This window comes from Aeromicrobium sp. HA, assembly GCF_027171405.1.
Taxonomy (GTDB): domain Bacteria; phylum Actinomycetota; class Actinomycetes; order Propionibacteriales; family Nocardioidaceae; genus Aeromicrobium; species Aeromicrobium tamlense.
Map to the genome: position 1 here is coordinate 1,220,808 of NZ_CP114372.1, position 27,000 is coordinate 1,247,807.

Below are 27,000 nucleotides of genomic sequence, written 5' to 3' on the forward strand. Positions count from 1 at the left end.
CACAGAGCGCGCCATATTGCAGGCGCCGGGTGACCACAGTCCGGTGCGTTGTTCACCGGGTGCCATCGCGCATCAGGTCGGTCAGAACATCACATGGCGCACCGGGCCCGAACGCTTGAGCCGGGCCGTGGTCGCGCCGAGCCCATAGAGTCGAACCGTGGAGCAGACGCGCGCGATCGACCTCGTCCTGGAGGGCGGGGGAGTCAAGGGGATCGCCCTCGTGGGGGCGGCGACCGCGCTGGCCGAGAACGGCTACACGTTCGCGCGGATCGGCGGGTCGTCCGCCGGTGCGATGGTCGGAGCCGTGATGGCGGCGATGCAGCACGCGGGGGAGCCGTTCAGTCGGGTCGACGAGATCATGCGCACGATCGACTACAGCGCCTTCCTCGACCGTCGCAAGCGCGGCGCGATGCTCGGCTGGTGGCCGCGCGCTGCTGACGCGTGGGGCGTGCTCTTCCACCTCGGCGCGCACCCCGGCCGGCACATGGAGCAGTGGGTGCGGGGCGTCCTGGGCGACCTCGGCGTGCGCACCTTCGGCGACCTCTACTTCGACGACCCGGGCAGCGCGCTGCCGCAGGGGCAGTCGTTCCGGCTCGTCGTCACCGCCAGCGACCTGTCCCGCCAGCGGGCGATGTTCCTACCGTGGGACCTGCCCGCGCACGGCCACGACCCGAACGAGTACTCCGTCGCCCGCGCGGTGCGAGCCTCGGCCGCGATCCCGTTCCTCTTCGAGCCCGTTCGGCTGAAGTCGCAGTACGGCACGCTCACCCTCGCCGACGGCTCGCTTCTGCGCAGCTATCCCATCGAGCTCTTCGACCGCCACGACGGCAAGCCCAGCCGCTGGCCCACCCTCGGCGTGCGGCTCAGCTCGCCGGCAGGGGAGCGCGCCAAGGCCAAGCCGGTCACGTCGCCGCTGTCGCTGCTGACGAACCTGATCTTCACCACCGTCGACTCCACGCAGGTGCGCCACGTCAGCGACCCTGCCGCGATCGACCGCAGCATCTTCGCCAAGCCCAAGGGCGTGCGCTGGACCGACTTCGACCTCACCCCCGAGCAGCGGGCGAGCCTGTTCGACGCGGGACACAGCGCCGCGACTGCCTGGGTGAGGAAGCACCCTGCCGGGCCCCCGGCGCCCGAGCCCGATCCCGACCGCGACCTGGTGGTGCCGGCATGGCGGCCGGAAGCGATGGAATGAAGCCAAACCCTTCATTTTCTCGAAATAAAGTCATATGCTTCATTTCATGGAAATGAAGCCGTCGACTTCAGAGGTGGTCGCGCTGATCGGTGACCTCGTCGCCTCGCGCACGGCCTCGTCCCGATCGGGAGCGCAGGAGGCGCTGATCACCGCGCTCGAGACGGCGGCCCAGCTGGTGCCATCGCTGCAGGCCCCGGCGCCCACGATCGGCGACGAGTTCCAGTCGACGCACGCGAGCCTGCGCGACGCGCTGGTCACCGCGCTCGCCGTGAGGCTCGCGCTCCCGCCGGAGATGGACGCCCGCGTCGGCATCGGCATCGGCACGATCGAAGTCGTCGGTCGCTCCGAGTACGGTCTCACCCAGGACGGACCCGCCTGGTGGAACGCGCGCGACGCGATCGGTCAGGTGGAACGGCGCGAAGGGCGCCAGTCCGGCCTGCGCAGCTGGGTGCACGAAGGGGGAACGGTGAACGCCTACCTGATGGTCCGCGACCACGTCGTCAGCGGCTTCGACGGCCGCCAGCGACGCCTCGCGCTCGGCCTCCTGCAGGGTCGCACGCAGCGCGAGCTCGCCGAGGCCGAGGGCATCTCGCCGTCGGCGGTCTCGCAGTCCCTGCGCCGCAGCGGCGCCCACGCCGTGCTCGACGGACTGGAGCTGGTGCGCTGATGGCCCTGCTCGCCCTCGTCCTGCTGGCGATCTGCCTCGCCGAGTACCTCCGCCACGTCGACCGTCTCTGGATCGTCGTCCTCGAGGTCATCGCGATGGTCGCGATCGTCATCCTCGCCGCGTACGGCCTCGGCTACGGCCCGGGCGCCGGCTGGCTGCCGGCCGTCGTCGGCCTCTGGTGGGCCAGTGCCCGCACGGTTCCGTCGTGGCGGGTCCCGGGCATGGTCGTCTCGGGGATCGGCGCGCTGCTGGCCCTCATCGCCTCGCCCGTGATCGAGCGCGACCGCCCACCGATGCTCAGCTGGTACGAGGACCTCGACGTCCCGGCGCTCGCCGGCGTGAGCCTCGACGAGCTCGTCCTCGCCGTCATCACCGCCGTTGCCATCATCGGACCCGCCAACGCGGTCGTGCGCGAGGTGCTCGACCACGTCGGCCGCGGCCTGCTCGCCGAGGAGCGACGCCTCAAGGGCGGCCGCGTCATCGGCCCCCTCGAGCGCGTGCTCGTGTTCGGCTTCGCCGTCGGCGGCAACTACGGAGGAGTGGCCGCGATCCTGGCCGCCAAGGGCATCCTGCGATTCCCCGAGATCTCCAAGGACGAGGGCGACGGCTCGCGCGCCGAGTACGTCCTGGTCGGCAGCTTCGTCAGCTGGTTCCTCGCCCTCGTGCTCGTGCCGCTGTTCTGACCGGGCGTCGTCCTCGCGAAAGCCGGTCGTACGATGCCGGTATGGCCGAGACCCCCGACACGCCCGAGATCGACATCAAGCCGCGCAGCCGCGACGTCACCGACGGTCTGGAGAAGACCGCCGCCCGCGGCATGCTCCGTGCGGTGGGCATGGGCGACGACGACTGGGTGAAGCCCCAGATCGGCGTCGCGTCCAGCTGGAACGAGATCACCCCGTGCAACCTCTCGCTCGACCGCCTGGCCAAGGCCGTCAAGGAGGGCGTCCACGCCGGTGGCGGTTACCCGCTCGAGTTCGGCACCATCAGCGTCTCCGACGGCATCAGCATGGGCCACGAGGGCATGCACTTCTCGCTCGTCAGCCGTGAGGTCATCGCGGACTCGGTCGAGGTCGTCATGTCGGCCGAGCGCCTCGACGGCTCGGTGCTGCTCGCCGGCTGCGACAAGAGCCTGCCCGGCATGCTCATGGCCGCCGCGCGCCTCGACCTGTCGAGCGTCTTCCTCTACGCCGGCTCCACCCTGCCGGGCAACGTCGACGGCAAGGACGTCACGATCATCGACGCCTTCGAGGCCGTCGGCGCCTGCATGAAGGGCCTCATCACCCGCGACGAGGTCGACCGCATCGAGCGCGCGATCTGCCCCGGCGAGGGCGCCTGCGGCGGCATGTACACCGCCAACACGATGGCCTCCGCGGCCGAGGCGCTCGGCATGAGCCTGCCCGGCTCGGCCGCCCCGCCGGCCCCCGACCGCCGCCGCGACGACTACGCCAAGAAGTCGGGCGAGGCCGTCGTCGAGCTGCTCCGCAAGGGCATCACCGCCCGCGACATCATGACGCTCGAGGCCTTCGAGAACGCCATCACCGTGGTCATGGCGCTCGGCGGCTCCACCAATGCCGTGCTGCACCTGCTCGCGATCGCGCGCGAGGCCGGCGTGCCGCTCACGCTCGACGACTTCAGCCGCGTCGGCGACAAGGTGCCCCACCTGGGCGACCTCAAGCCGTTCGGCCGATACGTCATGAACGACGTCGACAAGGTCGGCGGCATCCCCGTGATCATGAAGGCGCTGCTCGACGCGGGCCTCATGCACGGCGACGTCATGACCGTCACCGGCAAGACGATGGCCGAGAACCTCGCGCACATCGACCTCGGACTCGACGGCGACGTCATCCGTCCGCTCGACCAGCCGATCCACAAGACCGGCGGCCTGACGATCCTGCACGGCTCGCTCGCCCCCGAGGGCGCGGTCGTCAAGAGCGCCGGCTTCGACGAGTCGGTCTTCCGCGGCACCGCCCGCGTGTTCGACGGCGAGCGTGCGGCGATGGACGCGCTGGAGGACGGCACCGTCGTCGCCGGCGACGTCGTCGTCATCCGCTACGAGGGCCCCAAGGGCGGTCCCGGCATGCGCGAGATGCTCGCCATCACCGGCGCCATCAAGGGCGCAGGCCTGGGCAAGGACGTCCTGCTGCTCACCGACGGCCGCTTCTCCGGCGGCACCACCGGCCTGTGCGTCGGCCATGTCGCCCCCGAGGCCGTCGACGGTGGTCCGATCGCGTTCGTGCGCGACGGCGACCCGATCGTCCTCGACGTCGCGAACAAGCTCCTCGACGTCGAGATCGACGAGGACGAGCTGGCCCGTCGCCAGGAGGGCTGGGAGCCCAACCCGCCGAAGTACACCTCCGGCGTGTTGGCCAAGTACCGCAAGCTCGTCAGCTCCGCCGCGCACGGCGCCGTCACGGGCTGATCGGCTCCCGCCGCTGGGTGAGCGGTGAGTCGTCAACCGAATCCAGACCTCAGAAGGTTGACGCCTCACCGCTCGGCCGGGGGATCGGTTGACATCTCACCGCCCACTCAGCGGCCAGGCTCGCGGAACGGCACCGTAGAATCAGTCGGTGCCGAACTTCACCGACGACGAGCTCGCGATCGCCCTCAAGGTGCTGGGCGAGGCGCAGCACCTCGGTGACGAGGACGAGGCCTACGTCGCGCTGCGACGCGCCTGCGGCAAGTTCTACAAGGACGTCAAGAAGCAGCGCCGCAAGGCCAAGCGCGACGCCGTGAACGCCGCCGACCGCGAGGTCGTCTCGCTCACCGCCACCGGCTCGCCCCGCCGCATCGACGACGAGACCGCCGGCATCGCGCTGGTCTCGAACGCGCGTGGTGCCTCCGCGGGCGTGCTGCAGGTGCCGCGCGGCTGCTACATCTGCAAGGAGAAGTACACGGTGGTGGACGCGTTCTACCACCAGCTGTGCCCCGACTGCGCCGCGCTGAGCCACGCCAAGCGCGACGCCCGCACCGACCTCACCGGCCGCCGCGCGCTGCTCACCGGCGGCCGCGCCAAGATCGGCATGTACATCGCGCTGCGGCTGCTGCGCGACGGCGCGCACCTCACGATCACCACGCGCTTCCCGCGCGACGCCGTGCGCCGTTTCAGCGCCCAGCCCGACAGCAGCGAGTGGCTCGACCGACTCAAGATCGTCGGCATCGACCTGCGCGATCCCGCCCAGGTGATCGGCCTGGCCGACGAGGTCGCCGCGGCCGGCCCGCTCGACATCCTCATCAACAACGCCGCGCAGACCGTGAAGCGCCAGCCCGGCGCCTACCAGGCCATCGCCGACGCCGAGCTGCAGCCGTTGCCCGAGGGGTTCGTCCCCGAGCTCGTCACCTTCGGCCACACCAGCGACGCCCACCCGGCCTCGCTCGTCGGCTCGGTCAGCTCGCACCCCGCGCTCGCGGGCGACGCCGTCACGGCCGACGAGCTCACCGCCCTCGCGCTCGAGGCCGGCTCGGCCGACCTCGAGCGCATCGACGCCGGCGGCCTCCTGCCCGACCTCGTCGACACGAACAGCTGGGTGCAGCACGTCGGTCAGGTCGACGCGCTCGAGCTGCTCGAGGTCCAGCTGTGCAACAGCGTCGCGCCGTTCATCCTCGTCAGCCGTCTGCGTCCCGCCATGGCGGCCTCGGCCGCGCGCCGCAAGTACGTCGTCAACGTCTCGGCGATGGAGGGGCAGTTCGCCCGCGGCTACAAGGGTCCCGGCCATCCGCACACCAACATGGCCAAGGCAGCGCTCAACATGCTCACGCGCACGAGCGCCCGCGAGATGTTCGAGTCCGACGGCATCCTCATGACCGCCGTCGACACCGGCTGGATCACCGACGAGCGTCCGCACGTGACGAAGCAGCGCCTCGCGCAGGAGGGCTTCAAGGCGCCGCTCGACCTCGTCGACGGAGCCGCGCGCGTCTACGACCCGATCGTCCAGGGCGAGGCCGGCGTCGACCTCCACGGCGTGTTCCTCAAGGACTTCGAGCCCTTCCCCTGGTGAGCGGGATGGACCTCACCAGGCTGAGCACGGAGCGGCTGGAGCTCGCGGCGGTGTCCGAGGGCGACCTCGACGAGCTGCACGCGCTGAACGCGGACCCGCGGGTCTGGCGGCACCTGCCCTCGGGGGTGCACACCGACGTCCAGCAGACCCGCGACCAGATCGCCGACTACACGGCGGACTGGGAGCGCGACGGCCTCGGCTACTGGATCGCGCGCCGCGGCGGTGAGCTGGTCGGCATCGGGGGAGTGCGGCGCCGCCCCGGCGGCACGTGGAACCTCTACTACCGGATCGCAGCCGAGCGCCACGGTCACGGCTACGCCACCGAGGTCGCCCGGGCGGGCGTCGACGCGGCCGCGCGGCTCGCTCCCGAGGAGCCCGTCGTCGCCTACCTCCTCGAGCACAACGAAGCCTCGCGGCGCACCGCCGAGCGCGTAGGGCTGGGCCTCGTCTGGCGCGGACCCGACCACGAGGTGCCGGACGGCATCCGTCTCGTCCTCGCCGACCGGACGCTCGACGAGGCCACGCTCGGCACCCTCCACTGACGCCCGGCTGTCCGGATGCTGGACGACTTGTCTCACAACTTGACCACTCGCGCCTCCCGGCGCACACTGGAGTCATGCACGCGCTGCTTCTCGTAGTCCACTGACGCACGGCACCTCGCCGCGCGTCTCGCCCTCGTCGCCTCACGGCCGGGGGTTTTTTCATGCGATGAATGGACGACAGGAAGCAGGGAATACGATGGGGAACCGAGCACCGGCCGCCGCCACGGGGCTGCCGGCAGACGAGAAGAGTGGGGCCATGACCGAGACGGCACCGGAGCCGATGACCGGGGCGCAGAGCCTCGTCCGATCGCTGGAACAGGCCGGTGTGGAGGTCATCTTCGGGATCCCCGGCGGCGCGATCCTGCCGGCCTACGACCCGCTCTTCGACTCCTCGATCCGCCACGTGCTGGTCCGTCACGAGCAGGGCGCCGGCCACGCCGCGCAGGGCTACGCGATGGCCACCGGCAAGGTCGGCGTCTGCATGGCCACCTCCGGCCCGGGCGCCACCAACCTCGTCACCGCGATCGCCGACGCCTACCTCGACTCCGTGCCGATCGTCGCCGTCACGGGCCAGGTCGCCAGCAGCGTCATCGGCTCCGACGCCTTCCAGGAGGCCGACATCCGCGGCATCACGATGCCGATCACGAAGCACAGCTTCCTGGTGACCGACCCCGCCGAGATCCCGCGCGTCGTCGCGGAGGCCTTCCACATCGCCTCCACCGGTCGTCCCGGCCCGGTCCTGGTCGACGTCGCCAAGGACGCCCTCCAGGCGATGACCACCTACGAGTGGCCGCACGAGCTCGCGCTGCCGGGCTACCGCCCCACCACGCGCCCGCACAACAAGCAGGTCCGCGAGGCGGCGCGCCTCATCGCCGAGGCGAAGAAGCCGATCCTCTACGTCGGCGGCGGCGTCATCAAGGCCGACGCGTCGGCCGAGCTGGCGATGCTCGCCGAGCTGACGCAGATCCCGGTCGTCACCACGCTGATGGCACGCGGCGCGTTCCCCGACTCGCACGACCTGCACCTGGGCATGCCCGGCATGCACGGCACGGTCGCGGCCGTCGCCGGCCTGCAGAAGGCCGACCTGCTCATCACGCTGGGCGCTCGCTTCGACGACCGCGTCACCGGCAACCTCGACACGTTCGCGCCCGGCGCGAAGGTCATCCACGCCGACATCGACCCGGCCGAGATCAGCAAGAACCGCGTGGCCGACGTCCCGATCGTGGGCGACGCCCGCGAGGTCATCGCCGACCTCATCCGCGCGCTGCGCAAGCAGTCCGACGAGGACGGGCTGACGGGCGACTACGACCAGTGGCGCCAGTACATCCTCGGCGTGAAGGCGAAGTTCCCGGTCGCGTACGAGAAGCCGCACGACGGCCTCGCCCCGCAGACCGTGATCGAGCGGATCAACGCCGCCGCCGGTGCCGAGGCGATCTACTCCTCGGGCGTCGGTCAGCACCAGATGTGGGCCGCGCACTTCGTGAAGTACGAGCGCCCGCGCCAGTGGCTCAACTCCGGCGGCGCCGGCACGATGGGCTACGGCGTCCCCGCCGCGATGGGTGCCAAGGTGGGCGACCCCGATCGCGTCGTGTGGGCGATCGACGGCGACGGCTGCTTCCAGATGACCAACCAGGAGCTGGCCACCTGTGCCCTCGAGGGCATCCCGATCAAGGTCGCGGTCATCAACAACTCCTCGCTGGGCATGGTGCGCCAGTGGCAGACCCTGTTCTACGAGGGCCGCTACTCCAACACCGACCTCAACACCGGCCCGGAGACCATCGGCGCCCGCCGGATCCCCGACTTCGTCAAGCTCGCCGAGGCCTACGGCTGCGTGGGCCTGCGCTGCGAGAGCGAGGACGAGCTCGACGAGGTCATCGCCAAGGCGATGAGCATCAACGACGTGCCCGTCGTGATCGACTTCGTCGTCGAGCGCGACGCGATGGTCTGGCCGATGGTGGCCGCCGGCACGAGCAACGACGACATCAAGATCGCCCGCGATCTGGCCCCCGAATGGGAAGAGGAAGACCTCTGATGCCCCAGCACACCCTGAGCGTCCTGGTCGAGAACACGCCCGGCGTCCTCGCGCGCGTCTCGAGCCTGTTCATGCGCCGCGGCTTCAACATCGACTCGCTCGCGGTCGGTCCCACCGAGATCCCCGAGATCTCGCGGATGACCATCGTCGTGAACGTCGAGGAGCTCCCGCTCGAGCAGGTCACGAAGCAGCTCAACAAGCTCGTCAACGTGCTCAAGATCGTCGAGCTCGACTCGGGCAACGCGGTCGAGCGTGAGCTCATGCTGATCAAGGTCAAGACCGACCAGCAGACCCGCGGCCAGGTCCTCGAGACCGTCCAGCTGTTCCGGGCCAAGGTCGTCGACGTCGCGCAGGACTCGGTCACGATCGAGGCCACCGGCGACGCCGGCAAGCTCACGGCCATGCTCAACGTGCTCGAGCCCTTCGGCATCCGCGAGATCGCGCAGTCCGGACGCGTCGCGATCGGCCGCGGCTCGCGGTCGATCACCGACCGCACGCTGCGCACCGTGCCCGGCACCGCCGCCGGCTGACCCACCCGCACCCCACATCGCGCCGGCGCACGCACCTGCGCCTTCGACCCCCAACCAAGGAGAACCGAGAATCGTGGCTGAACTGTTCTACGACGACGACGCCGACCTGTCCCTGATCCAGGGCAAGAACGTGGCCGTGATCGGCTACGGCAGCCAGGGCCACGCCCACGCGCTCAACCTGCGCGACTCGGGCGTCGACGTCCGCATCGGCCTGGCCGACGGCAGCAAGAGCAAGGCCAAGGCCGAGGCCGAGGGCCTGCGCGTCCTCCCGGTCGCCGAGGCGGTCGAGGAGTCCGACGTGATCGTCATCCTCACGCCCGACCAGGTGCAGCGTCACGTCTACACCGAGTCGATCGCGCCCAACCTGACCACCGGCGACACGCTGGTGTTCGGCCACGGCTTCAACATCCGCTTCGGCTACATCAAGCCGGCCGAGGGCGTCGACGTCATCATGGTCGCCCCGAAGGCCCCCGGCCACACCGTGCGTCGCGAGTTCGTCGCCGGCCGCGGCATCCCCGACATCATCGCGGTCGAGCAGGACGCCTCGGGCCAGGCCTGGGACCTCGCGCTCTCGTACGCGAAGGGCATCGGCGGCACGCGCGCCGGCGTCATCAAGACCACCTTCACCGAGGAGACCGAGACCGACCTCTTCGGCGAGCAGGCCGTGCTGTGCGGCGGCATGTCGCACCTGGTCCAGGCGGGCTTCGAGGTGCTGACCGAGGCCGGCTACCAGCCCGAGATCGCCTACTTCGAGGTGCTGCACGAGCTCAAGCTGATCGTCGACCTCATGTGGGAGGGCGGCATCGCCAAGCAGCGCTGGAGCATCTCCGACACCGCCGAGTACGGCGACTACGTGTCCGGCCCCCGCGTCATCGACTCGGGCGTCAAGGAGCGCATGCAGCAGGTCCTGGGCGACATCCAGTCCGGCGCGTTCGCCGAGCGCTTCATCGCCGACCAGGACAACGGAGGCAAGGAGTTCCTCGAGCTGCGCGAGAAGGAGGCCGGTCATCCTATCGAGGCCACCGGCAAGGCCCTGCGCTCGCACTTCTCGTGGAAGCAGGCCGACGACGACTACACCGAGGGCAGCGCGGCTCGCTGAGTCCGTCCTCCGTCGCCGAGCGCGGCGTCCCGTCCGACCACGTGTCGGTGTGGGGCGCCGCGTTCGTGCGTCAGGAGCGGGGCGCGCGGGCGCGCGGAGGGCGGGGGAGCAGGATCACCGGCACGGGGCTGTGGTTGACGATCCTGGTCGCGGTGGACCCCATGAAGACGCGCGATACGGGGCCGTGACGGCTGGAGCCGACGGCGAGCAGGTCTCCGGGGCTCCACTCGAACGAGTCGAGCGCGAGCGACCAGCGCTCGGCGCTGGTGACCTGGGTCGTGGTGACGTCGACGCCGGGCGCGAGCGCGCGGATGCCGTCGGCCAGCTGGTCCTGATGCTGGCGCACGAGCGCCGCCCACGCCTCGCGCACGCCTTGGTCGGCGAAGGCCGCGAAGGCGGTGCGCGAGCCGCTGCGCACGGCGAACGTCACGATCTCGACCGGCACCTTGAGCCAGAGCGCGAGCGAGGCGATCGGTCCGTTCAGTGCCGCGTCCGACGCGGTCGGGTCCACCGCCACGACGAGTCGCTCGATGCCGCCGTCGTGGGCGTGGAAGCCGCGGGGCGCCAGCGCCACCGGGATCGCCGAGCTGTGCGCCAGCCGGCCGTTCGTGCTGCCGAAGGCGATGCGGCCCAGGGCGCCGTGCGACGCCGAGCCCGCCACCACGAGCCGGGCGTTCCGGGCGCGGCTCTCGTCCAGCAGCGCCTGCGGCACCGACGAGGCGGTGCGCGAGACGGTGACGACGTCGGCCTCCTCGCCCAGGTGCGCCCGGGCGATGGCCAGCGCCTCCTCGGTCTGCTCCTTGACGTAGCGGCGCCACTCGTCGTCCACGCCGGCGAAGTCGCGCAGCGAGTCCCAGCTGTCCTGGACCACGCTCGTGACGACCAGCTCCTCGCCCGTGGTGCGCGCGAACTCGACCGCGAGGTCGAGCGCCGCGAGGCTGCGAGTGTCGCTGCCGAACCCGACGACGACGCTCACGCGGGATCACCCTCGGGGGACTTGTTGAGCCGCGAGTGGCGGTACCCGTAGGCGAAGTACACGACGAAGCCGAGCGCGAGCCAGACCAGGAACCGCAGCCACGTGTCGACCTTGAGGCTGGCCATGAGGCCCACGCACGAGGCGACGGTGGCGATCGGCAGGATCGGCACCCACGGCGTGCGGAAGGGGCGCTTCATGTCGGGCTGCGTGCGGCGCAGCACGATCACGGCGATCGCCACGACGACGAAGGCGAACAGCGTGCCGATGCTGACCATCTCCGCCAGCACCGAGATCGGGACGAGACCGGCGAGCAGTGCCACCGCCACCACGGTGAGGCTGGTCATCAGGACGGGCGTGCCCCACGTGGGGTGGATGCGGCGGAACGCCTCGGGCAGCAGGCCGTCACGTGCCAGTGCGAAGCCGATGCGCGGCATGGCGACGAGGTCGACGAGGATCACCGACGTCAGGCCGGCGACGGCGGCGATGCCGATGAGGATGCCCGCCCACTCCAGGCCGACCTGGTCGAAGACGTCGGCGACGGCGTCGCCCTCGGACAGATCGGAGTAGTGGACCATGCCGGTCAGGACGATGCACACGCCCACGTAGAGCGCGGTGCAGATGCCGAGGGTGCCGAGGAGGCCGAGCGGCATGTCGCGCTCGGGCCTCTTGGTCTCCTCGCCGAGGTTCGCCACGGCCTCGAAGCCGGAGTAGGCGAAGAACACCACGGCGGCGGCGACGAAGATGCCGGTGAGGCCGAACGTGGCCGGCTCGACGCCGGAGAGGAACTGCCACAGCGGCGCGTGCAGGCTGCTCGAGGAGCCGCCGTCGCCCGACGGGGGCTGCGACTCGGGGATGAACGGCACGAGGTTGCCGGTGTTGACGTAGAAGGCGCCGACCGCGATGACGAACACGCACACGAGCACCTTGATGACGACGAGTCCGTTCGTGACCCACGCCGACTCGCGGATGCCGCGCAGCGCGACCCAGCCCAGCACGAACACGATGAAGATCGCGCCGACGTTGACGACGGAGCCCTCCTCGGCGAACCACTTGGCCGGAAGGTCGAAGACGCCGGCGACGTAGCCCGACCAGCCGCGCGCCACCACCGCCGCGCCGAGCGCGAACTCGAGGATGAGGTCCCACGCGATGATCCAGGCGAAGATCTCGCCGATCGTCGTGTAGCTGTAGGTGTACGAGCTGCCGGCCGTCGGCACGGCCGAGGCGAGCTCGGCATAGCAGAGGGCCGCCAGCAGGGCGACCGCTCCGGCGATGAGGAAGGAGATCGTCACGCCGGGTCCGGCGTTCTCCTTCGCCTGCAGGCCGGTCAGCGTGAAGATGCCCGTGCCGATGACGATGCCGATCCCGAAGCCGATCAGGTCCAGCGCCGACAGGTTCTTCTTGAGGCTGCCGTGCTCCTGGCTCTCCGGCGTCTCGTCGTTCTGGTGGATGACGTCGTCGACGCTCTTCTTCCTCAGCAGATCCATGCCCTGCCCCCTGCGGATCGTGCCCCGGGTGGGGCGAAATGGCCTGCACAGAAGCCTGCGGGCATCGGTACCGGCCCGCAACAGGAGCGGACGCTCAGGCGATGAGGTCGACCGCGTCCGGATCGCGGGTGGCGCCCGCGTGGCCCTCGGTGACGCGCGCCCACGCCCGGGCGAGGCGCGCCACCGCGTCCTCCAGCTCGTCGGGCGCCAGCGCGAAGGGAAGTCGCAGTCGTCGCTCGCCGACCGCGGCGCTGGTCGCGTAGAACCGCGGCCCGGGCGTGAGGGTCAGGCCCTCCTCCTCGGCCACCGCGACGAGCGCCGAGCTCAGGGGAGCGGGCAGCGTGGCCCACGCGGTCAGGCCGCCCTCGGGCCGCGTCAGCGACCAGTCGGGCAGGTGGGTGCCGACGGCCCGGACGAGGACGTCGCGGCGGTGCCGCAGCTCGGCTCGCCGCGCCGTCAGGTCGAGGTCGCCGTCCTCGAGCGCCGTGGCCATGACCAGCTGGTCGAGCGCGGCCGTGCCGAGGTCTCGCGTCATGCGGGCGTGGACGAGCCGGGGCACCAACGTGCGGGGAGCGCGGATCCATCCGATGCGCAGCCCGCCCCAGAGCGACTTCGCCGCCGAGCCCACGACGATCGCGGACGAGTCGTGAGCGGCGTAGTGCTCGGGCAGGGGAGCGTCGCCCAGGCTCACGTCGCGCAGGGTCTCGTCGATGATCGTGGTGACGCCGGCCGCCGGCAGGATGCGCGCCAGCTCGCGGCGCTGCGCCGAGGGCATCAGGGTGCCGGTGGGGTTGTGGAAGTCGGCCACGAACAGGGCGAGGCCGGCGGCGGGCGCGAGCCGGGCCACCTCGTCGACGGGCCACGGGTCGTCGCCGGTGGGCAGCGGCAGCAGCCGCGCGCCGGCGCGCCCCAGCAGGTCGAACGCATGGGGGTAGCCGCAGCCCTCCACGAGGACCCGCTCGCCGGGCCGCACGAGCACCGAGACGAGCAGCGACAGCGCGCTCTGGGCGCCGGTCGTGACGACGATCTGCTCCGGGTCGGTGGGCAGACCGTGGCTCGTGTACCGGGCGGCGAGCCTCTCGCGCAGGATCGGCAGGCCGTCCGGCAGGTAGCCGTCGGTCGCCAGCAGCGCGGGCAGGCTGGTCATCGCCCGCTGGATCAGGGCGGCGAAGCCCTCCGGCGCCTCCGACGCCGCGGCGGTGAGGGCGATGCCGTCGTGGCGCGAGGGTCGCGCCAGCATGCTCGTCGAGCCCGCGCGGCCGACGGGCAGCTCGACCACGGTTCCGGAGCCCTGCCGTGTGCGCACCAGGCGACTCTCGCGCAGCACCTCGTAGGCGCGCGTGGTGGTGGTGCGGCTCAGCCCGGTGGCCTCGGCCAGCGAGCGCTCGCTCGGCAGGGTCGTCCCCGACGGGATGCGCCCGTCCATCACCGCGCCGCGGATCTGGGTGGCGAGCCGGCGGTAGGCGGGGCCGGCTCCGGGGTCGGCGTCGCCGAGCATCGACGCGAGACGGCGGGCGGAGAGGGCGGTGGCACGGGCCATGAGGCCACTTTGGCAGGATTGGCTATGGAATCCAAGTCCAGTTCGGCGCAGAGTGAGAGGGTGCTCCTGTGGATGATCCTGATGGCCCTCGCGATGTGGGGGATCGCGGCCACCGTGCGCGTCGTGCGACGCGACGGGCTGCGTCGGCTGCCCACCGCGCCGATCCTGCGCCGGCCCGAGGCGCGGCGATGACGCGCCGTCTCGTGCAGCTCTTCGTCGGGCTGTGGCTCTACGGCGCGACCATGGCCCTGCTGGTGCGGGCCGGCATGGGGCTCGACCCGTGGGACGTCTTCCACGAGGGTCTGACCCACCACCTGCCGCTGACGTTCGGGCAGGTCGTCATCCTCGTCGGGGCACTCGTGCTGCTGGTCTGGATCCCGCTGCGCCAGCGTCCGGGCTTCGGCACGATCGCGAACGTCGTGGTGATCGGCCTGGCGGCCGACGCCACCCTGGCGGTCCTGCCCGAGGCCTCGGGTCCGGTGTGGGGCACGGCGATGCTGGTGGCCGGCGTCGTCGGCAACGGCATGGCGGGCGCCATGTACGTCGGAGCGGGCCTGGGCCCGGGCCCGCGCGACGGCCTGTGGACCGGCATCGTCCGACGCACCGGCGCGAGCGTGCGGCGCGTGCGCACGATGCTCGAGCTGGCCGTCCTCGCCACGGGCTTCCTGCTGGGCGGCACGGTGGGCATCGGCACGGTGCTCTATGCCGTGGCCATCGGCCCGATCGTGCAGCTCTTCCTGCCGTGGTTCGAGGTGCGCCGGGTCGCGGCCGCCGAGCCGGCCACGACCTGACGTCCGCTCAGGGCGCGAGGCGACGCAGCGACCAGCCCATCAGGATCCACATGAGACCCATGCCGGCCGCGAACAGCGCGACGCCGTAGGCGACCACCGACGTGAACAGCGAGGCACGCAGGAACGAGGCGTTCATCGCGACCTCGCGCAGTGGGTCGTCCTGCTCCAGCTCGGCGTAGGTCTTGCCACCCGTCGCCTCGAGGGCGTGCTTGTCGATCACCTGCGCCTGCGAGTAGGCGTCGAGCGGGCCGTTCACCTGCTTGCCGCCGAACCACTCGGCGTCCTCGGAGACGGTGATGTTCTGGGCCTTCAGCTGGTCGGTGACGACCCACCACGTGGCGGCCCCGGCTGCGACGAGGACGATGCCGGCGATGATCGACAGCAGTCCGACGGTGCGGACGCCTCGCGGACTGGTGGTGTGGGCGTAGGTCGGTTCGGACATGACGACTCCTCCTCCGTCGGGGTCTCGATGACCCGTTGGGCCGAGAGTAGGACGGCGAGGGGTTCGCCCGTGCCGGTCGCGTCAGCGGCGCGTGGCGATGATGAGGCTGGCGTCGGGGTCGATCAGCATCTCGACGGCGGCGAAGCGCTCGTCGGTGAGCCACTGCTCGCGGATCGTGTCGACCTGGCCGTCGACGATCGGCGGCCAGAACGCCGAGGGGACGAAGTCGTCGAGCACGGCGATGCCGCCGGGCTCGAGGAGGTCGGCCATCACGTCGATGCTGGCCATGACGTCGCGCACGTCCACGAACAGCAGGGAGAACGGCGCGTACTGCTCCAGCACGGTCCAGTCGCCGCACGTGACCTCGACGTTCGAGGCGTCGTGGAAGATGCCCTGCACGTCCTCGGCGAGGCCGGGATCGAGCTCGGCGGTGACGATGTGGGCGCCCTTCGGGGCTCCGCTGGACAGCCAGGCCGAGCCCACGCCGCAGCCGGTGCCGAGCTCGGCGAGGGTGCCGTGGCGCGAGGCGGCCAAGGTCGCCAGCAGTCGGCCCGTCTCGCTGCGGGTGGAGGTGATGAAGCCGCGGCGCCGGGACAGGTCCAGGGCGCGGGCGACCAGATCAGGGACCTCAGCCGGAGCGCTCATGAGGCCAGTGTTCCACGTGGCGGGCACGAAGGCGCCCGGGCTCACCCGCTGAGATCTGCGTGGGGTGCAGACGGCGGCCCGGACCCTGGTGTACAGTCGCGGCCATGCGGAAGCAGCTCGTACTCATCGCTTGCCGCGGCAGGACCTCCTAGGGCCACACCTGCCGCGGAGTTTCGGCGTTGGCTCGACGACTCTGCAGCAGATGTTCTGGACCAGGACCTGGTTCTCCTCCTCTGAAACGCTGACCGACGTCACCCGTCGCAGCACGTGGCCCCGCAGGGTCGTCGGTCCCGTCGGATCCCGCACCGACCACCACTGCCACTTCAGAGGAGCACTCATGTTCGACCCGATCATCGCCATGGAATGGGGACCCGCGCACCTGCGCGACGACGCCGATTTCGACGAGACGCCCGAAGACAACTGACGACCGGATAGCGAGACCCGAGTTTCAACATCTGAGATCGACGGTTCTAGGATGGACTCATGACCAGCACCTATTCCCTCGCGGTCGTCGCCGGCGACGGCATCGGCCCGGAAGTCACCGAGCAGGCCCTGAAGGTTCTCGACGTCGTCGCGCAGGGGTCCGGACTCACGTTCGACCGCACGGCCTACGACCTGGGCGCGCGCCGCTGGCACGCGACCGGCGAGACGCTGCCCGACAGCGTCCTCGAGGAGATCCGTGGGCACGACGCGATCCTGCTCGGCGCGGTCGGCGACCCGTCGGTCCCGTCCGGGGTGCTGGAGCGCGGACTGCTGCTGCGGCTGCGGTTCGAGCTCGACCACTACGTGAACCTGCGTCCCTCGAAGCTGTTCCCGGGCGTCCCCACGCCGCTGGCCGACCCGGGCGACATCGACTTCGTCGTCGTCCGTGAGGGCACCGAGGGACCGTACGTCGGCAATGGCGGCGCGATCCGCGTCGGCACGCCGCACGAGGTCGCCACCGAGGTCAGCCTCAACACGGCCTTCGGCGTCGAGCGTGTGGTCCGCGACGCGTTCGCCCGTGCGCAGGCGCGCCCGCGTCGCAAGCTGACGCTCGTGCACAAGAACAACGTGCTCGTCCACGCCGGCCACCTGTGGAGCCGCACGGTCGACGCCGTCGCGGCGGAGTTCCCCGACGTCACGGTCGACTACCTGCACGTCGACGCCGCCACGATCTTCCTGGCGACCGACCCGGCGCGCTTCGACGTGATCGTCACGGACAACCTGTTCGGCGACATCCTCACCGACCTGGCCGCCGCCGTCACCGGTGGCATCGGCCTGGCCGCGAGCGGCAACGTCAACCCCGACCGCACCGCCCCGAGCATGTTCGAGCCGGTCCACGGCTCGGCGCCCGACATCGCCGGCCAGTCCAAGGCCGACCCGACCGCCGCGATCCTCTCGGCCGGCCTGCTGCTCGACCACCTCGGCCACGCCGCCGAGGCGGCGCGCATCACCGCCGCCGTCGAGGCCGACATCGCCGCGCGCGACGGGCAGCCGCGATCCACGCAGGAGGTGGGGGAGGCCATCGCGGCGCGCGTGGCCGCGGAGGTATCGGTCGCCTGACGACCCCTCCCACCACTCCCGAAAGGACTATCGTGTCCGCCATGACCACCCCTGCGTTCACCCCCCGGATCGAGACCAACGCGAACGCACGCAGCGACGCCGAGCGCTCGGAGATCCTCGCCGATCCCGGGTTCGGCAACCACTTCACCGACCACATGTTCCTGACCGAGTGGACGCCGGACCGCGACTGGCACGACCCCCGCGTCGTGCCGTACGGCCCGCTGTCGCTCGACCCGGCCACGGCGGTGCTGCACTACGCCCAGGAGATCTTCGAGGGCCTCAAGGCCTACGCCCACGCCGACGGCTCGGTGTGGCTGTTCCGTCCCGAGGCCAACGCGGCCCGGATGCAGCGGTCGGCGCACCGCCTGGCGCTGCCCGAGCTGCCGGTCGAGTGGTTCATCGGCTCGGTGCGGTCGCTGATCGAGACCGACCGCGCGTGGGTGCCCACGGGCGAGGAGCGCAGCCTCTACCTGCGCCCCTTCATGTTCGCGTCCGAGGTCTTCCTGGGCGTCCGGCCCAGCCAGCACGTCACGTACTCGGTGATCGCGTCGCCCGCCGGCGCCTACTTCTCCGAGGGCATCAAGCCGGTCGACATCTGGCTCTCCAGCGAGTACAGCCGGGCGGGCGCCGGTGGCACGGGCGCCGCGAAGTGCGGCGGCAACTACGCCGCCAGCCTGCTGCCCCAGCAGGAGGCCGCGACGCACGGCTGCGCGCAGGTCGCGTTCCTGGACTCGGTGGAGCACCGCTGGGTCGAGGAGCTCGGTGGCATGAACCTGTACTTCGTCCACTCCGACGGCTCGATCGTCACGCCCGAGCTCAGTGGTTCGATCCTCGAGGGCATCACCCGCGACTCGATCCTGGCCATCGCTAAGGACCTGGGCCACGACGTCATCGAGCGCAAGGTCTCGATCGACGACTGGCGCGACGGCGTCGCCGACGGCACGATCACCGAGGTCTTCGCCTGCGGGACCGCCGCGGTGGTCACTCCGGTGGGCAAGCTCAAGTGGGACGGTGGCGAGGTCGTCAGCGCCGAGGGCGAGCCGGGCAAGGTCACGGCCGACATCCGCTCGGCACTGGTCGACATCCAGTACGGCCGCGCCGAGGACCGCCACGGCTGGATGACCCGCGCGGTCTGACCTCGGCCGAGCACGAGATGTGCTCCCTTTTCGACCTTTCAGCCCGGCTCAAACGTCGAAGGGGGAGCACATCTCGTTGCGGGGTCAGAACTGGACGGTGGGAGGAGCGTCCTGGCCGGCGGGAGCGTCGTAGAAGGTGCGCTCCTTCACGCCGGAGACGCCCGTGAAGAACATCCACGGGATCGTGCGCACCAGCTGGTTGAGCGCCCGCACGGCGTCGTTGTAGTACTGGCGCGCGAACGACAGCTTGTCCTCGGTGTCGCTCAGCTCGGTCTGCAGGTGCTGGAAGTTCGCCGAGGCCTTGAGGTCGGGGTACGCCTCGGCGACGGCCATCACGTCGACGAGCGCGCGCTCGAGGCGGGCCTCGGCGGCGGCGCGCTGCTCGACCGAGCCCGAGCGGGCGGCCTCGGTGACGCCGGCGCGGGCGGCGGTGACCTCCTCGAAGACGCCGCGCTCGTGGGCGGCGTAGCCCTTCACGGCGTTCACGAGGTTCGGGATGAGGTCGGCGCGACGGGTCAGCTGCACGTCGATCCCGCCGAGCGCCTCCTGGGCGGCGATGTCGGCCGTGCGCAGCCGGTTGAAGGCGACGACGCCGAACAGCACGAGGGCGACGACGATCGCGACGATGATCCAGATCAGCACGGGAACCTCCAGGAACGGGAACTGGTCGAAACTCTAGTGCGGCCGGGCCGCGGGGCGGAGGGGATCACCACGAGCCGCCCCCGCCTCCGCCGCCCCCGCCACCGCTGAAGCCGCCGCCTCCACCGCCTCCGCTCGACGAGGAGGAGACGCTCGCGGTGTAGGCGCCGATCGAGCTCGAGAGGGCGCTCTCGAAGCTGCTGAAGGCGGCCGCGCCGCTGGCGCCGACGACGCCGCCGCCGGTCGTGCCGCCGTACCAGATCGGAACGGGAGCGGGCAGGCCCGTCGCGGTCTCGTACTTGCGGGCCCACAGGTCGGCGACGCCAAACGCGACGGCGTAGGGGATGTAGGCGGTGTAGAGGTCCTCGCGCCCGCTGAAGTCGAAGCGGTCCTTGGCCCCGTCGGTGCTGAGGAAGCGCTCGAAGCCGCCGGCGCGCGACCACAGCTCTCGGCCCTCGCGGGTGCGCCGCCGGCCGACGCCGGGCAGCAGCACGCCGACCGAGCCGATCGCGAAGGCGGCGAAGGGCATCAGGTAGAGCCCGGTGATCCCGACGAACGTGCCGCCGAGCACCACGAGGATCGCGACCACGAACAGCACCCGCCACAGCCACTCGTGCGAGGCCGGGACGACGGTGCGGCTCGTGGTGCCCCAGGCGCGGGCGACGCCGGGCAGTGCGGTCTTGACGGCGGACAGGCGCTTTCCCGACTCGATCGAGCCGTCGGCCGTGAACGTGCGGCCCTCGCCGCGCAGGTCGAGCCCGGAGACGACCTCGCGGGCGACCGGGTCGAGCCGGTCCCACGTGGCGGGATCGACGTGACTCGTGACGGTCCAATCCTTGCCGTGCTGCCGCAGGTCGACGTGCTGCTGCTCGGCCAGGTGCAGCAGCGTGGCGGTCAGGGCGTGGCGGGGCACCCGCTCGTCGGTGACGTAGGCCGTCTGCACCGGACCGAGTCCTTCGGGCGGTTCGAACAGCACGGGGAGGCCGGGCACGCGCTCCCGCGTGGTGCGCTCCAGGAGGTAGCCCACGAGCAGGGCGACCGCGGAGATCAGCACGACGACGGCGAGGGCGGACAGCGACGAGCCCAGCATCCGATCCCAGCCGATCGACCAGGGGACGTGCGCGCGGTCGGGGGCGGGGGAGTCCATCGCGGCGCGCACCACCACGGCGGTGTGGGGCGCGAGGTCGGTGGCCGTGATGCGCAGCTCGCGGGAGCCCTCGCCCTCGACGGTGCACGGGCGCCCGTCGCCGATCGAGCACTCCAGGCGGTCGGTCGGCTGCGGCAGGGAGACGCGCAGGTCGGCCACGCTGATCGGCATGCTCCAGCCCGCGGCCACGACCTGCCAGACGAGCTCGGCGCGGTCGGACTCGCCGCCGGTCCAGCTGGCGCTCGAGTCGGCCAGGCTCTCGGGATTCGGACCCAGCACGCCGTCGATCCGGTAGTCGATCGTGTAGGTGTGGGTGCCGGCCGCCAGGTAGGTGTTCGGGTCGCCGATCTTGGCCACGCGGAAGCGCCGGCCCTGCTCCCAGGAGCGGCTGACGGGCACGGGCTCGCCGTCGAGGCGGATGCGCACGTCCTTCGGGTGGTACCGGACGGTGTGGTCGCCCTGGTCCGAGCGGTCCCAGTAGCGGAAGATGCCGTGGCGTCCCCACGGGAAGTCGGCGGTGATGGTCTCGCTCGCGTGCAGGGTGCCGTCCGCGTCGACGTCGTACGTCGCGCGGTACGACGTGATCGTCACGGGATCGGCGACACCGGTGCTGGAGGAGCCTCCCATCGTCGCGAGCGCGGGGACGAGCAGCAGTCCGGCGAGGATCACCGCGGTGACCAACCGGAGCACGAGACGGGCCATGGCGGGATACTAGGCGGAGCGGACCCCACCCCGAATGCAAAGTCTTGCAGTGCTGTGCAAGAATGTTCCCCATGTCCAAGGTCCTCACCACTCTTCCCGTCGGCGAGCGCGTCGGCATCGCCTTCTCCGGCGGACTCGACACGTCCGTCGCCGTCGCCTGGATGCGCGACAAGGGCGCCGTGCCCTGCACGTACACCGCCGACCTCGGCCAGTACGACGAGCCGGACATCTCCGGCGTCCCCGGACGCGCGATGGAGTACGGCGCCGAGCTGGCCCGGGCCATCGACTGCAAGCGCCCCCTCGTCGACGAGGGCCTGGCCGCCCTCGCGTGCGGCGCCTTCCACATCAAGTCGGCGGGCCGCACCTACTTCAACACCACCCCGCTGGGCCGCGCCGTCACCGGCACGCTGCTCGTGCGCGCGATGCACGAGGACGGCGTCAACATCTGGGGCGACGGCTCGACCTTCAAGGGCAACGACATCGAGCGGTTCTACCGCTACGGCCTGCTGGCCAACCCCGAGCTGCGCGTCTACAAGCCGTGGCTCGACGCCGACTTCGTCCACGAGCTGGGCGGCCGCACCGAGATGAGCCAGTGGCTCGTCGAGCACGGCCTGCCGTACCGGGACAGCCAGGAGAAGGCGTACTCGACCGACGCCAACATCTGGGGCGCCACGCACGAGGCCAAGACGCTGGAGCACCTCGACGTCTCGCTGGAGACCGTCGACCCGATCATGGGCGTGAAGTTCTGGGACCCGTCGGTGGACATCGACGCCGAGGACGTCACGATCTCGTTCGAGGAGGGTCGCCCCGTCGCCATCAACGGCACCCGGTTCGACGACCCGGTCGCGCTCGTCCACGAGGCCAACGTGATCGGCGGCCGGCACGGACTGGGCATGTCCGACCAGATCGAGAACCGCATCATCGAGGCCAAGAGCCGGGGCATCTACGAGGCGCCGGGCATGGCGCTGCTGTGGATCGCCTACGAGCGGCTGGTCAACGCGGTGCACAACGAGGACACCATCGCGAACTACCACGCGCACGGCCGCCGCCTCGGCCGGCTGATGTACGAGGGCCGGTGGCTCGACCCGCAGGCGATGATGCTGCGCGAGTCGATCCAGCGCTGGATCGCGTCGCTCGTGCACGGCTCGGTCACGCTGCGGCTGCGGCGGGGCGAGGACTACTCGATCCTCGACACCCAGGGCTCGCACTTCTCCTACCACCCCGAGAAGCTCTCGATGGAGCGCACCGAGAACGCCGTCTTCGGACCCACCGACCGGATCGGCCAGCTCACGATGCGCAATCTCGACATCGCCGACTCGCGCGCCAAGCTCGAGATGTACGCCTCGCAGCCGCTCGACCAGGGCCAGGTCCTGGTCGAGAACGGCACGCTGTTCGGCGATCTGCCTGCCGGTGGAGCCATGCGGATCGAGGCGAACCCCTCGGTCGAGGGTGACGAGGAGGTGGCTCTCGAGGCCGCCGCCATGGAGTTCGGGACGGACTGATCGCCATGATCAAGGTCGCCGTCACCGGTGCCACCGGGTACGCCGGCGGAGAAGTGCTGCGGCTGCTGCTGTCGCACCCCGAGGTCGAGGTGGGCGCGCTGACCGCGGCGTCCACCGCGGGCTCGCGGTTCGGCCAGCACCAGCCCCACCTGCTCCCGCTGGCCGACCGGATCGTCGCCGAGACCACCCCCGAGACCCTCGCCGGCCACGACGTCGTGTTCCTGGCGCTGCCGCACGGCGCGTCGGGCGCCGTCGCCGCGCAGTTACCCGATGACGTCCTCGTGATCGACTGCGGGGCCGACCACCGGCTCGAGAGCTCGCAGGACTGGGCCGACTACTACGGCGGCGAGCACGCGGGCACCTGGCCGTACGGCATGCCCGAGCTCATCACGGGCTCCTCGCGTCAGCGCGCGGCGCTGGCCGGCGCGCGGCGCGTCGCCGTGCCGGGCTGCAACGTCACCGCCGTGACGCTGGGCCTGCAGCCGGCGGTCGCCGCGGGTCTGGTCGAGACCACCGACCTCGTCGCCGTGCTGGCGAACGGGTACTCCGGCGCGGGCAAGTCGCTCAAGACGCACCTGCTGGCGTCCGAGGGCCTGGGCGCCGCGCTGCCGTACGCGGTCGGCGGCAGCCACCGCCACATCCCCGAGATCGCGCAGAACCTCACGAAGGCCGGTGCGCCCGAGGTGACGATCTCCTTCACGCCCACGCTGGTGCCGATGGCGCGGGGCATCCTGGCCACCGCCACCGCGCGGCTGGCCGAGGGCATCGACGAGGCGCAGGTGCGCGCCGCCTACGAGGACGCGTACGGCGACGAGCCGTTCCTGCACCTGCTGCCCGAGGACCAGTGGCCCACCACGGCCGCCACGCTGGGCGCCAACACGGCCCAGATCCAGGTCGCGGTCGACGAGCGCGCGGGTCGCCTCGTCACGGTCACGGCCATCGACAACCTCGTCAAGGGCACGGCCGGCGCGGCCGTCCAGTCGATGAACCTCGCGCTGGGTCTGCCCGAGACCACCGGACTCACCACGATCGGAGTGGCGCCATGAACGAGAACAGCACGGGCGTGACCGCTGCGCAGGGCTTCCGGGCCGCGGGCGTCACCGCCGGCCTCAAGGACTCGGGCAAGCCCGACATCGCGCTCGTCGTCAACGACGGTCCGTCGTCGGCCGCGGCCGCCGTGTTCACCTCGAACCGCTGCAAGGCGCACCCGGTGATCTGGAGCGAGCAGGCGATCAAGGGCGGCAGCGCCCGCTCGATCGTGCTCAACTCCGGCGGCGCCAACTGCTACACGGGACCCGAGGGATTCGCGGCCACGCACCGCACGGCCGAGCGCGTCGCCGAGCACCTCGGCATCGGTGCGATCGACGTCCAGGTCTGCTCGACGGGCCTCATCGGGCGCCTGCTCGACGAGCCCAAGGTGCTGGCCGGGGTCGACGCGGCCGTCGTCGCGCTCTCGCCCGAGGGCGGCGCCGACGCAGCGACGGCGATCATGACCACCGACACCGTCATGAAGCAGTCCGTCGCGCAGGGCGACGGCTGGGTCATCGGCGGCATGGCGAAGGGCGCGGGCATGCTCGCCCCGGCGCTGGCCACGATGCTCGTCGTCGTCACGACCGACGCCGACCTCGACGCGGCCACGCTCGACACCGCCCTGCGGACCGCCACGGCCCAGACGTTCGACCGGCTCGACTCCGACGGCTGCCAGTCCACCAACGACACCGTGCTGCTGATGGCGTCCGGTGCCTCGGGCGTCGCGCCGGAGGTCGCCGCGTTCACCGAGGCGCTCACCACCGTGTGCCGCGACCTCGCGCTGCAGCTGCTGGCCGACGCCGAGGGCGCCGACCACGAGATCGCGATCACCACGGTCAACGCCGCGAGCGAGCAGGACGCGCTCGAGGTCGGCCGGTCCGTCGCGCGCAGCAACCTGTTCAAGACGGCGATCTACGGCAAGGACCCCAACTGGGGCCGCATCCTGGCCTCGGCCGGCACCACGACCGCGGAGTTCGACCCGCTCGACCTCGACGTCGCGGTCAACGACGTGTGGGTGTGCCGCAACTCCGGCGTGGGGGAGTCGATCGACCTGGTCGACCTCGAGCCGCGCTCGGTCACGGTCACGATCGACCTCAAGGCAGGCGACCACAGCGCCACGATCTGGACCAACGACCTGACGCACGCCTACGTCCACGAGAACTCCGCCTACTCGACCTGAGGAAGCACCGATGAGTGACAACGAGATGAAGCAGTGGGCGCCCGAGGACTGGGCGGCCGCCACCACGAAGGCGGCCACGCTGGCGCACGCCCTGCCGTGGCTGAAGGCCTACCACGGCAAGATCGTCGTGGTGAAGTACGGCGGCAACGCCATGACCGACGAGCGCCTCAAGCGCGCGTTCGCGGAGGACATCGTCTTCCTGCGGCTGGCCGGCTTCAAGCCGGTGGTCGTGCACGGCGGCGGGCCGCAGATCAGCGCCATGCTCGACCGCCTCCAGATCGAGTCGGAGTTCCGCGGCGGCCTGCGGGTCACCACACCCGAGGCCGTCGAGGTCGTCCGGATGGTGCTCAAGGGCCAGGTCGGCCCCGAGCTGGTCGGCCTGCTCAACCAGCACGGCGACCTCGCCGTCGGTCTGTCCGGTGAGGACGGCGGCCTGTTCCGTGCCCAGCGCACCCAGCCGGTCGTCGACGGCGAGCCGGTCGACGTGGGCCTCGTGGGCGAGGTCGTCGGGGTGCGTCCCGAGGCCGTCATCGACCTCATCGACGCCGGTCGCATCCCGGTGGTCTCCACCGTCGCGCCCGACGCCGACGGCCAGGTGCTCAACGTCAACGCCGACACGGCCGCCTCGGCCCTCGCCGTGGCGCTCGGGGCCGAGAAGCTGCTGGTCCTCACCGACGTCGAGGGCCTCTACGCCGACTGGCCGAACAGCAGTGACGTCATCGGCGAGATCAGCCCCGAGTCGCTCGAGGCGATCCTGCCCGAGCTGGCCAGCGGCATGATCCCCAAGATGACCGCGTGCCTCAACGCCGTCCGTGGCGGCGTCAAGCGCGCCACCGTCGTCGACGGTCGCGAGGAGCACGCCGTGCTGCTGGAGATCTTCACCGACGAGGGCGTCGGCACCCAGGTGCTCGCCGGCGCACGGACCAAGATCCGCACCGCGATGTACACGACCAGTGCGAAGGAGAAGTCGTGAGTCTTCCTGAAGGAGTCGTGATCCACGGCCGCGAGCCCCGGCTCGGCGGCGCCGAGTGGACCGAGCGCTACCGCGGCGCGGTGATGAACACGTTCGGCGACCCGCAGCGCGTGCTCGTGCGCGGCGAGGGCTCCCACGTGTGGGACGCCGACGGCAACCGCTACCTCGACCTGCTCGGCGGCATCGCCGTCAACGTGCTCGGCCACGGGCACCCCGCGATCCTCGAGGCCGTCACGCAGCAGCTGCAGACGCTCGGCCACATCAGCAACTTCTTCGCGTCGGCGCCCCAGATCGAGCTCGCCGAGAAGCTGCTCGAGCTGCTCGGCTCCGACGGCCGCGTCTTCTTCGCGAACTCGGGCACCGAGGCCAACGAGGCCGCGCTCAAGGCCACCCGCCGCACGGGCCGCACCACGGTCGTCGCTGCCGAGGGCTCGTTCCACGGCCGCTCGATGGGCGCGCTCGCGCTGACCTCGAAGGCGGCCTACCGCGAGCCGTTCGAGCCGCTGCCGGGCGACGTCCGCTGGGTGCCGTTCGGCGACGCCGAGGCACTGGCCGCGGCCGTCGACGAGACCGTGGCCGCCGTGATCCTCGAGCCCATCCAGGGGGAGGCCGGCGTCATCGTGCCGCCGGAGGACTACCTCGCGGCCGCCCGCCGGATCACGTCCGAGCACGGCGCGCTGCTGTGGCTCGACGAGGTCCAGACCGGCATCGGCCGCACCGGCGACTGGTTCGGGCACACGCCGTCGGGGGTCACGCCCGACCTGGTGACCTTCGCCAAGGGCCTCGGCGGCGGCATCCCGATCGGTGCGTGCGTCGCGCTCGGGGAGGCCGCCACGCTGCTCGGCCCGGGCAACCACGGCACCACGTTCGGCGGCAACCCGGTCGCGGCCGCCGCCGGCCTGGCCGTCATCTCCACGATCGAGTCGCAGGGCCTGCTCGCGGCCACGCAGGCGCGCGGCGACCAGCTCGCCGACGGCCTCACCCGCCACGCGCGGGTCGAGGGCGTCACGGGTCGAGGCCTGCTGCGGGGCGTCGTGCTCAGCGAGCCGCGCGCGGCCGACGTGCAGAAGGCCGCGCTCGACGCCGGGCTCATCGTGAACGCCCCCACGCCCGACCGGCTGCGCCTCGCGCCGCCGCTCGTGCTGACCGAGGACGAGGCCGCCCACGCCGTGTCCACCCTCGGCGCGATCCTCGACGAGGTGCTCTCATGAG

At 71.4% G+C, this 27,000-nt stretch carries 26 protein-coding genes; 19 read left to right on the forward strand and 7 right to left on the reverse strand.

What is annotated here, in order from left to right; all coding sequences use genetic code 11:
- The first annotated feature begins 157 nt into the window (after window positions 1-157).
- The 9 genes from O3S82_RS05990 to ilvC all read left to right on the forward strand — a co-directional run bounded on the left by O3S82_RS05990 (window position 158) and on the right by ilvC (window position 10,060).
- Window positions 158-1,195, forward strand: a complete 1,038-nt coding sequence (locus O3S82_RS05990) for a patatin-like phospholipase family protein (protein ID WP_269306312.1) — start codon at window positions 158-160, stop codon at window positions 1,193-1,195.
- 73 nt (window positions 1,196-1,268) lie between these two features.
- Window positions 1,269-1,862 carry a SatD family protein gene (locus O3S82_RS05995; RefSeq protein WP_179425334.1) on the forward strand — a complete coding sequence of 198 codons (594 nt, stop codon included), beginning with the start codon at window positions 1,269-1,271 and terminating at the stop codon, window positions 1,860-1,862.
- Window positions 1,862-2,545 carry a hypothetical protein gene (locus O3S82_RS06000; RefSeq protein WP_269306315.1) on the forward strand — a complete coding sequence of 228 codons (684 nt, stop codon included), beginning with the start codon at window positions 1,862-1,864 and terminating at the stop codon, window positions 2,543-2,545. The genes O3S82_RS05995 and O3S82_RS06000 overlap by 1 nt, the downstream gene beginning before the upstream one ends.
- Window positions 2,546-2,586: 41 nt before the next feature.
- Entirely contained in the window at window positions 2,587-4,281 is a 1,695-nt protein-coding gene (ilvD, locus tag O3S82_RS06005) for a dihydroxy-acid dehydratase (protein ID WP_179425330.1), read from the forward strand.
- Window positions 4,282-4,429: 148 nt separating this feature from the next.
- A complete protein-coding gene (locus O3S82_RS06010; protein ID WP_269306317.1) occupies window positions 4,430-5,857 on the forward strand; it encodes an SDR family NAD(P)-dependent oxidoreductase in 1,428 nt (475 codons plus the stop codon).
- A gap of 5 nt (window positions 5,858-5,862) precedes the next feature.
- On the forward strand, window positions 5,863-6,399 hold the full coding sequence (locus O3S82_RS06015) for a GNAT family N-acetyltransferase (protein ID WP_269306319.1): 537 nt from the start codon (window positions 5,863-5,865) through the stop codon (window positions 6,397-6,399).
- A 256-nt stretch (window positions 6,400-6,655) separates the two neighbouring features.
- Window positions 6,656-8,431: an acetolactate synthase large subunit gene (locus tag O3S82_RS06020; protein ID WP_233456579.1), complete on the forward strand. Its 1,776-nt coding sequence runs from the start codon at window positions 6,656-6,658 to the stop codon at window positions 8,429-8,431.
- Window positions 8,431-8,961: an acetolactate synthase small subunit gene (ilvN, locus tag O3S82_RS06025; RefSeq protein ID WP_179425324.1), complete on the forward strand. Its 531-nt coding sequence runs from the start codon at window positions 8,431-8,433 to the stop codon at window positions 8,959-8,961. The genes O3S82_RS06020 and ilvN overlap by 1 nt, the downstream gene beginning before the upstream one ends.
- A 73-nt stretch (window positions 8,962-9,034) precedes the next feature.
- Window positions 9,035-10,060, forward strand: a complete 1,026-nt coding sequence (ilvC, locus tag O3S82_RS06030) for a ketol-acid reductoisomerase (RefSeq protein WP_179425315.1) — start codon at window positions 9,035-9,037, stop codon at window positions 10,058-10,060.
- A gap of 70 nt (window positions 10,061-10,130) precedes the next feature.
- Here the strand turns inward: ilvC and O3S82_RS06035 are convergent, their stop codons facing one another.
- The 3 genes from O3S82_RS06035 to yczR all read right to left on the reverse strand — a co-directional run bounded on the left by O3S82_RS06035 (window position 10,131) and on the right by yczR (window position 14,060).
- Window positions 10,131-11,036 (reverse strand): universal stress protein, encoded by a 906-nt coding sequence (locus tag O3S82_RS06035; RefSeq protein ID WP_269306323.1) that lies wholly within the window; start codon window positions 11,034-11,036, stop codon window positions 10,131-10,133.
- A complete protein-coding gene (locus O3S82_RS06040; RefSeq protein ID WP_269306324.1) occupies window positions 11,033-12,520 on the reverse strand; it encodes an APC family permease in 1,488 nt (495 codons plus the stop codon). Before O3S82_RS06040 ends, O3S82_RS06035 begins: the two co-directional genes overlap by 4 nt.
- 94 nt (window positions 12,521-12,614) lie before the next feature.
- Window positions 12,615-14,060, reverse strand: coding sequence for a MocR-like transcription factor YczR (gene yczR / locus O3S82_RS06045; protein WP_269306326.1), 1,446 nt, complete (start codon window positions 14,058-14,060; stop codon window positions 12,615-12,617).
- Between the two features lie 60 nt (window positions 14,061-14,120).
- Here yczR and O3S82_RS06050 point away from each other — a divergent pair, with 60 nt between their 5' ends.
- Window positions 14,121-14,252, forward strand: coding sequence for a hypothetical protein (locus O3S82_RS06050; protein ID WP_269306328.1), 132 nt, complete (start codon window positions 14,121-14,123; stop codon window positions 14,250-14,252).
- Window positions 14,249-14,851, forward strand: coding sequence for a membrane protein YczE (gene yczE / locus O3S82_RS06055; RefSeq protein ID WP_269306330.1), 603 nt, complete (start codon window positions 14,249-14,251; stop codon window positions 14,849-14,851). Before O3S82_RS06050 ends, yczE begins: the two co-directional genes overlap by 4 nt.
- A 7-nt stretch (window positions 14,852-14,858) precedes the next feature.
- Here yczE and O3S82_RS06060 read toward each other — a convergent pair whose 3' ends face one another.
- Together O3S82_RS06060 and O3S82_RS06065 are read right to left on the reverse strand one after the other, a co-directional pair.
- Window positions 14,859-15,293, reverse strand: a complete 435-nt coding sequence (locus O3S82_RS06060) for an aromatic ring-opening dioxygenase LigA (protein WP_269306332.1) — start codon at window positions 15,291-15,293, stop codon at window positions 14,859-14,861.
- Window positions 15,294-15,374: 81 nt separating this feature from the next.
- A complete protein-coding gene (locus O3S82_RS06065) occupies window positions 15,375-15,938 on the reverse strand; it encodes an O-methyltransferase (protein WP_179425304.1) in 564 nt (187 codons plus the stop codon).
- A gap of 202 nt (window positions 15,939-16,140) precedes the next feature.
- Here O3S82_RS06065 and O3S82_RS06070 point away from each other — a divergent pair, with 202 nt between their 5' ends.
- Genes O3S82_RS06070 through O3S82_RS06080 form a run of 3 tightly spaced genes read left to right on the forward strand, consistent with a single transcriptional unit; the run spans window position 16,141 to window position 18,616 of the window.
- Complete coding sequence (locus O3S82_RS06070; RefSeq protein WP_179425302.1) at window positions 16,141-16,362, forward strand: hypothetical protein; 222 nt, start codon at window positions 16,141-16,143, stop codon at window positions 16,360-16,362.
- Window positions 16,363-16,421: 59 nt separating this feature from the next.
- Entirely contained in the window at window positions 16,422-17,480 is a 1,059-nt protein-coding gene (locus O3S82_RS06075) for a 3-isopropylmalate dehydrogenase (RefSeq protein ID WP_269306335.1), read from the forward strand.
- Between the two features lie 41 nt (window positions 17,481-17,521).
- Window positions 17,522-18,616, forward strand: coding sequence for a branched-chain amino acid aminotransferase (locus tag O3S82_RS06080; protein ID WP_269306338.1), 1,095 nt, complete (start codon window positions 17,522-17,524; stop codon window positions 18,614-18,616).
- Window positions 18,617-18,700: 84 nt separating this feature from the next.
- On the opposite strand, the gene O3S82_RS06085 is transcribed toward O3S82_RS06080, so the two are convergent.
- The gene (locus O3S82_RS06085; protein WP_269306340.1) at window positions 18,701-19,258 is read right to left on the reverse strand and encodes a LemA family protein; all 558 of its coding nucleotides are present in this window, start codon (window positions 19,256-19,258) and stop codon (window positions 18,701-18,703) included.
- Window positions 19,259-19,322: 64 nt separating this feature from the next.
- Complete coding sequence (locus tag O3S82_RS06090; protein ID WP_269306342.1) at window positions 19,323-21,104, reverse strand: DUF2207 domain-containing protein; 1,782 nt, start codon at window positions 21,102-21,104, stop codon at window positions 19,323-19,325.
- A 71-nt stretch (window positions 21,105-21,175) separates the two neighbouring features.
- On the opposite strand from O3S82_RS06090, the gene argG reads away from it, so the two are divergent.
- Genes argG through O3S82_RS06115 form a run of 5 tightly spaced genes read left to right on the forward strand, consistent with a single transcriptional unit; the run spans window position 21,176 to window position 26,999 of the window.
- Window positions 21,176-22,606 (forward strand): argininosuccinate synthase, encoded by a 1,431-nt coding sequence (gene argG / locus O3S82_RS06095; protein ID WP_179425294.1) that lies wholly within the window; start codon window positions 21,176-21,178, stop codon window positions 22,604-22,606.
- Window positions 22,607-22,611: 5 nt separating this feature from the next.
- Window positions 22,612-23,652 (forward strand): N-acetyl-gamma-glutamyl-phosphate reductase, encoded by a 1,041-nt coding sequence (gene argC / locus O3S82_RS06100; RefSeq protein ID WP_269306344.1) that lies wholly within the window; start codon window positions 22,612-22,614, stop codon window positions 23,650-23,652.
- Entirely contained in the window at window positions 23,649-24,815 is a 1,167-nt protein-coding gene (gene argJ / locus O3S82_RS06105) for a bifunctional glutamate N-acetyltransferase/amino-acid acetyltransferase ArgJ (RefSeq protein ID WP_269306346.1), read from the forward strand. Before argC ends, argJ begins: the two co-directional genes overlap by 4 nt.
- Window positions 24,816-24,825: 10 nt before the next feature.
- The gene (gene argB / locus O3S82_RS06110; RefSeq protein ID WP_179425288.1) at window positions 24,826-25,788 is read left to right on the forward strand and encodes an acetylglutamate kinase; all 963 of its coding nucleotides are present in this window, start codon (window positions 24,826-24,828) and stop codon (window positions 25,786-25,788) included.
- The gene (locus tag O3S82_RS06115) at window positions 25,785-26,999 is read left to right on the forward strand and encodes an acetylornithine transaminase (RefSeq protein WP_442864704.1); all 1,215 of its coding nucleotides are present in this window, start codon (window positions 25,785-25,787) and stop codon (window positions 26,997-26,999) included. Before argB ends, O3S82_RS06115 begins: the two co-directional genes overlap by 4 nt.
- Window position 27,000 lies beyond the last annotated feature (1 nt).

What these genes read in the sequence shown, in the direction of transcription:
- O3S82_RS06000 (WP_269306315.1), top strand. Translation starts at nt 1,862, where the DNA reads ATGGCCCTGCTCGCCCTCGTCCTGCTGGCGATCTGCCTCGCCGAGTAC.
- ilvD (WP_179425330.1), top strand. Translation starts at nt 2,587, where the DNA reads ATGGCCGAGACCCCCGACACGCCCGAGATCGACATCAAGCCGCGCAGC.
- O3S82_RS06015 (WP_269306319.1), top strand. Translation starts at nt 5,863, where the DNA reads ATGGACCTCACCAGGCTGAGCACGGAGCGGCTGGAGCTCGCGGCGGTG.
- O3S82_RS06020 (WP_233456579.1), top strand. Translation starts at nt 6,656, where the DNA reads ATGACCGAGACGGCACCGGAGCCGATGACCGGGGCGCAGAGCCTCGTC.
- ilvN (WP_179425324.1), top strand. Translation starts at nt 8,431, where the DNA reads ATGCCCCAGCACACCCTGAGCGTCCTGGTCGAGAACACGCCCGGCGTC.
- O3S82_RS06040 (WP_269306324.1), bottom strand. Translation starts at nt 12,520, where the DNA reads ATGGATCTGCTGAGGAAGAAGAGCGTCGACGACGTCATCCACCAGAAC.
- yczR (WP_269306326.1), bottom strand. Translation starts at nt 14,060, where the DNA reads ATGGCCCGTGCCACCGCCCTCTCCGCCCGCCGTCTCGCGTCGATGCTC.
- yczE (WP_269306330.1), top strand. Translation starts at nt 14,249, where the DNA reads ATGACGCGCCGTCTCGTGCAGCTCTTCGTCGGGCTGTGGCTCTACGGC.
- O3S82_RS06060 (WP_269306332.1), bottom strand. Translation starts at nt 15,293, where the DNA reads ATGTCCGAACCGACCTACGCCCACACCACCAGTCCGCGAGGCGTCCGC.
- O3S82_RS06065 (WP_179425304.1), bottom strand. Translation starts at nt 15,938, where the DNA reads ATGAGCGCTCCGGCTGAGGTCCCTGATCTGGTCGCCCGCGCCCTGGAC.
- O3S82_RS06070 (WP_179425302.1), top strand. Translation starts at nt 16,141, where the DNA reads ATGTTCTGGACCAGGACCTGGTTCTCCTCCTCTGAAACGCTGACCGAC.
- O3S82_RS06075 (WP_269306335.1), top strand. Translation starts at nt 16,422, where the DNA reads ATGACCAGCACCTATTCCCTCGCGGTCGTCGCCGGCGACGGCATCGGC.
- O3S82_RS06080 (WP_269306338.1), top strand. Translation starts at nt 17,522, where the DNA reads ATGACCACCCCTGCGTTCACCCCCCGGATCGAGACCAACGCGAACGCA.
- O3S82_RS06090 (WP_269306342.1), bottom strand. Translation starts at nt 21,104, where the DNA reads ATGGCCCGTCTCGTGCTCCGGTTGGTCACCGCGGTGATCCTCGCCGGA.
- argG (WP_179425294.1), top strand. Translation starts at nt 21,176, where the DNA reads ATGTCCAAGGTCCTCACCACTCTTCCCGTCGGCGAGCGCGTCGGCATC.
- argC (WP_269306344.1), top strand. Translation starts at nt 22,612, where the DNA reads ATGATCAAGGTCGCCGTCACCGGTGCCACCGGGTACGCCGGCGGAGAA.
- argJ (WP_269306346.1), top strand. Translation starts at nt 23,649, where the DNA reads ATGAACGAGAACAGCACGGGCGTGACCGCTGCGCAGGGCTTCCGGGCC.
- argB (WP_179425288.1), top strand. Translation starts at nt 24,826, where the DNA reads ATGAGTGACAACGAGATGAAGCAGTGGGCGCCCGAGGACTGGGCGGCC.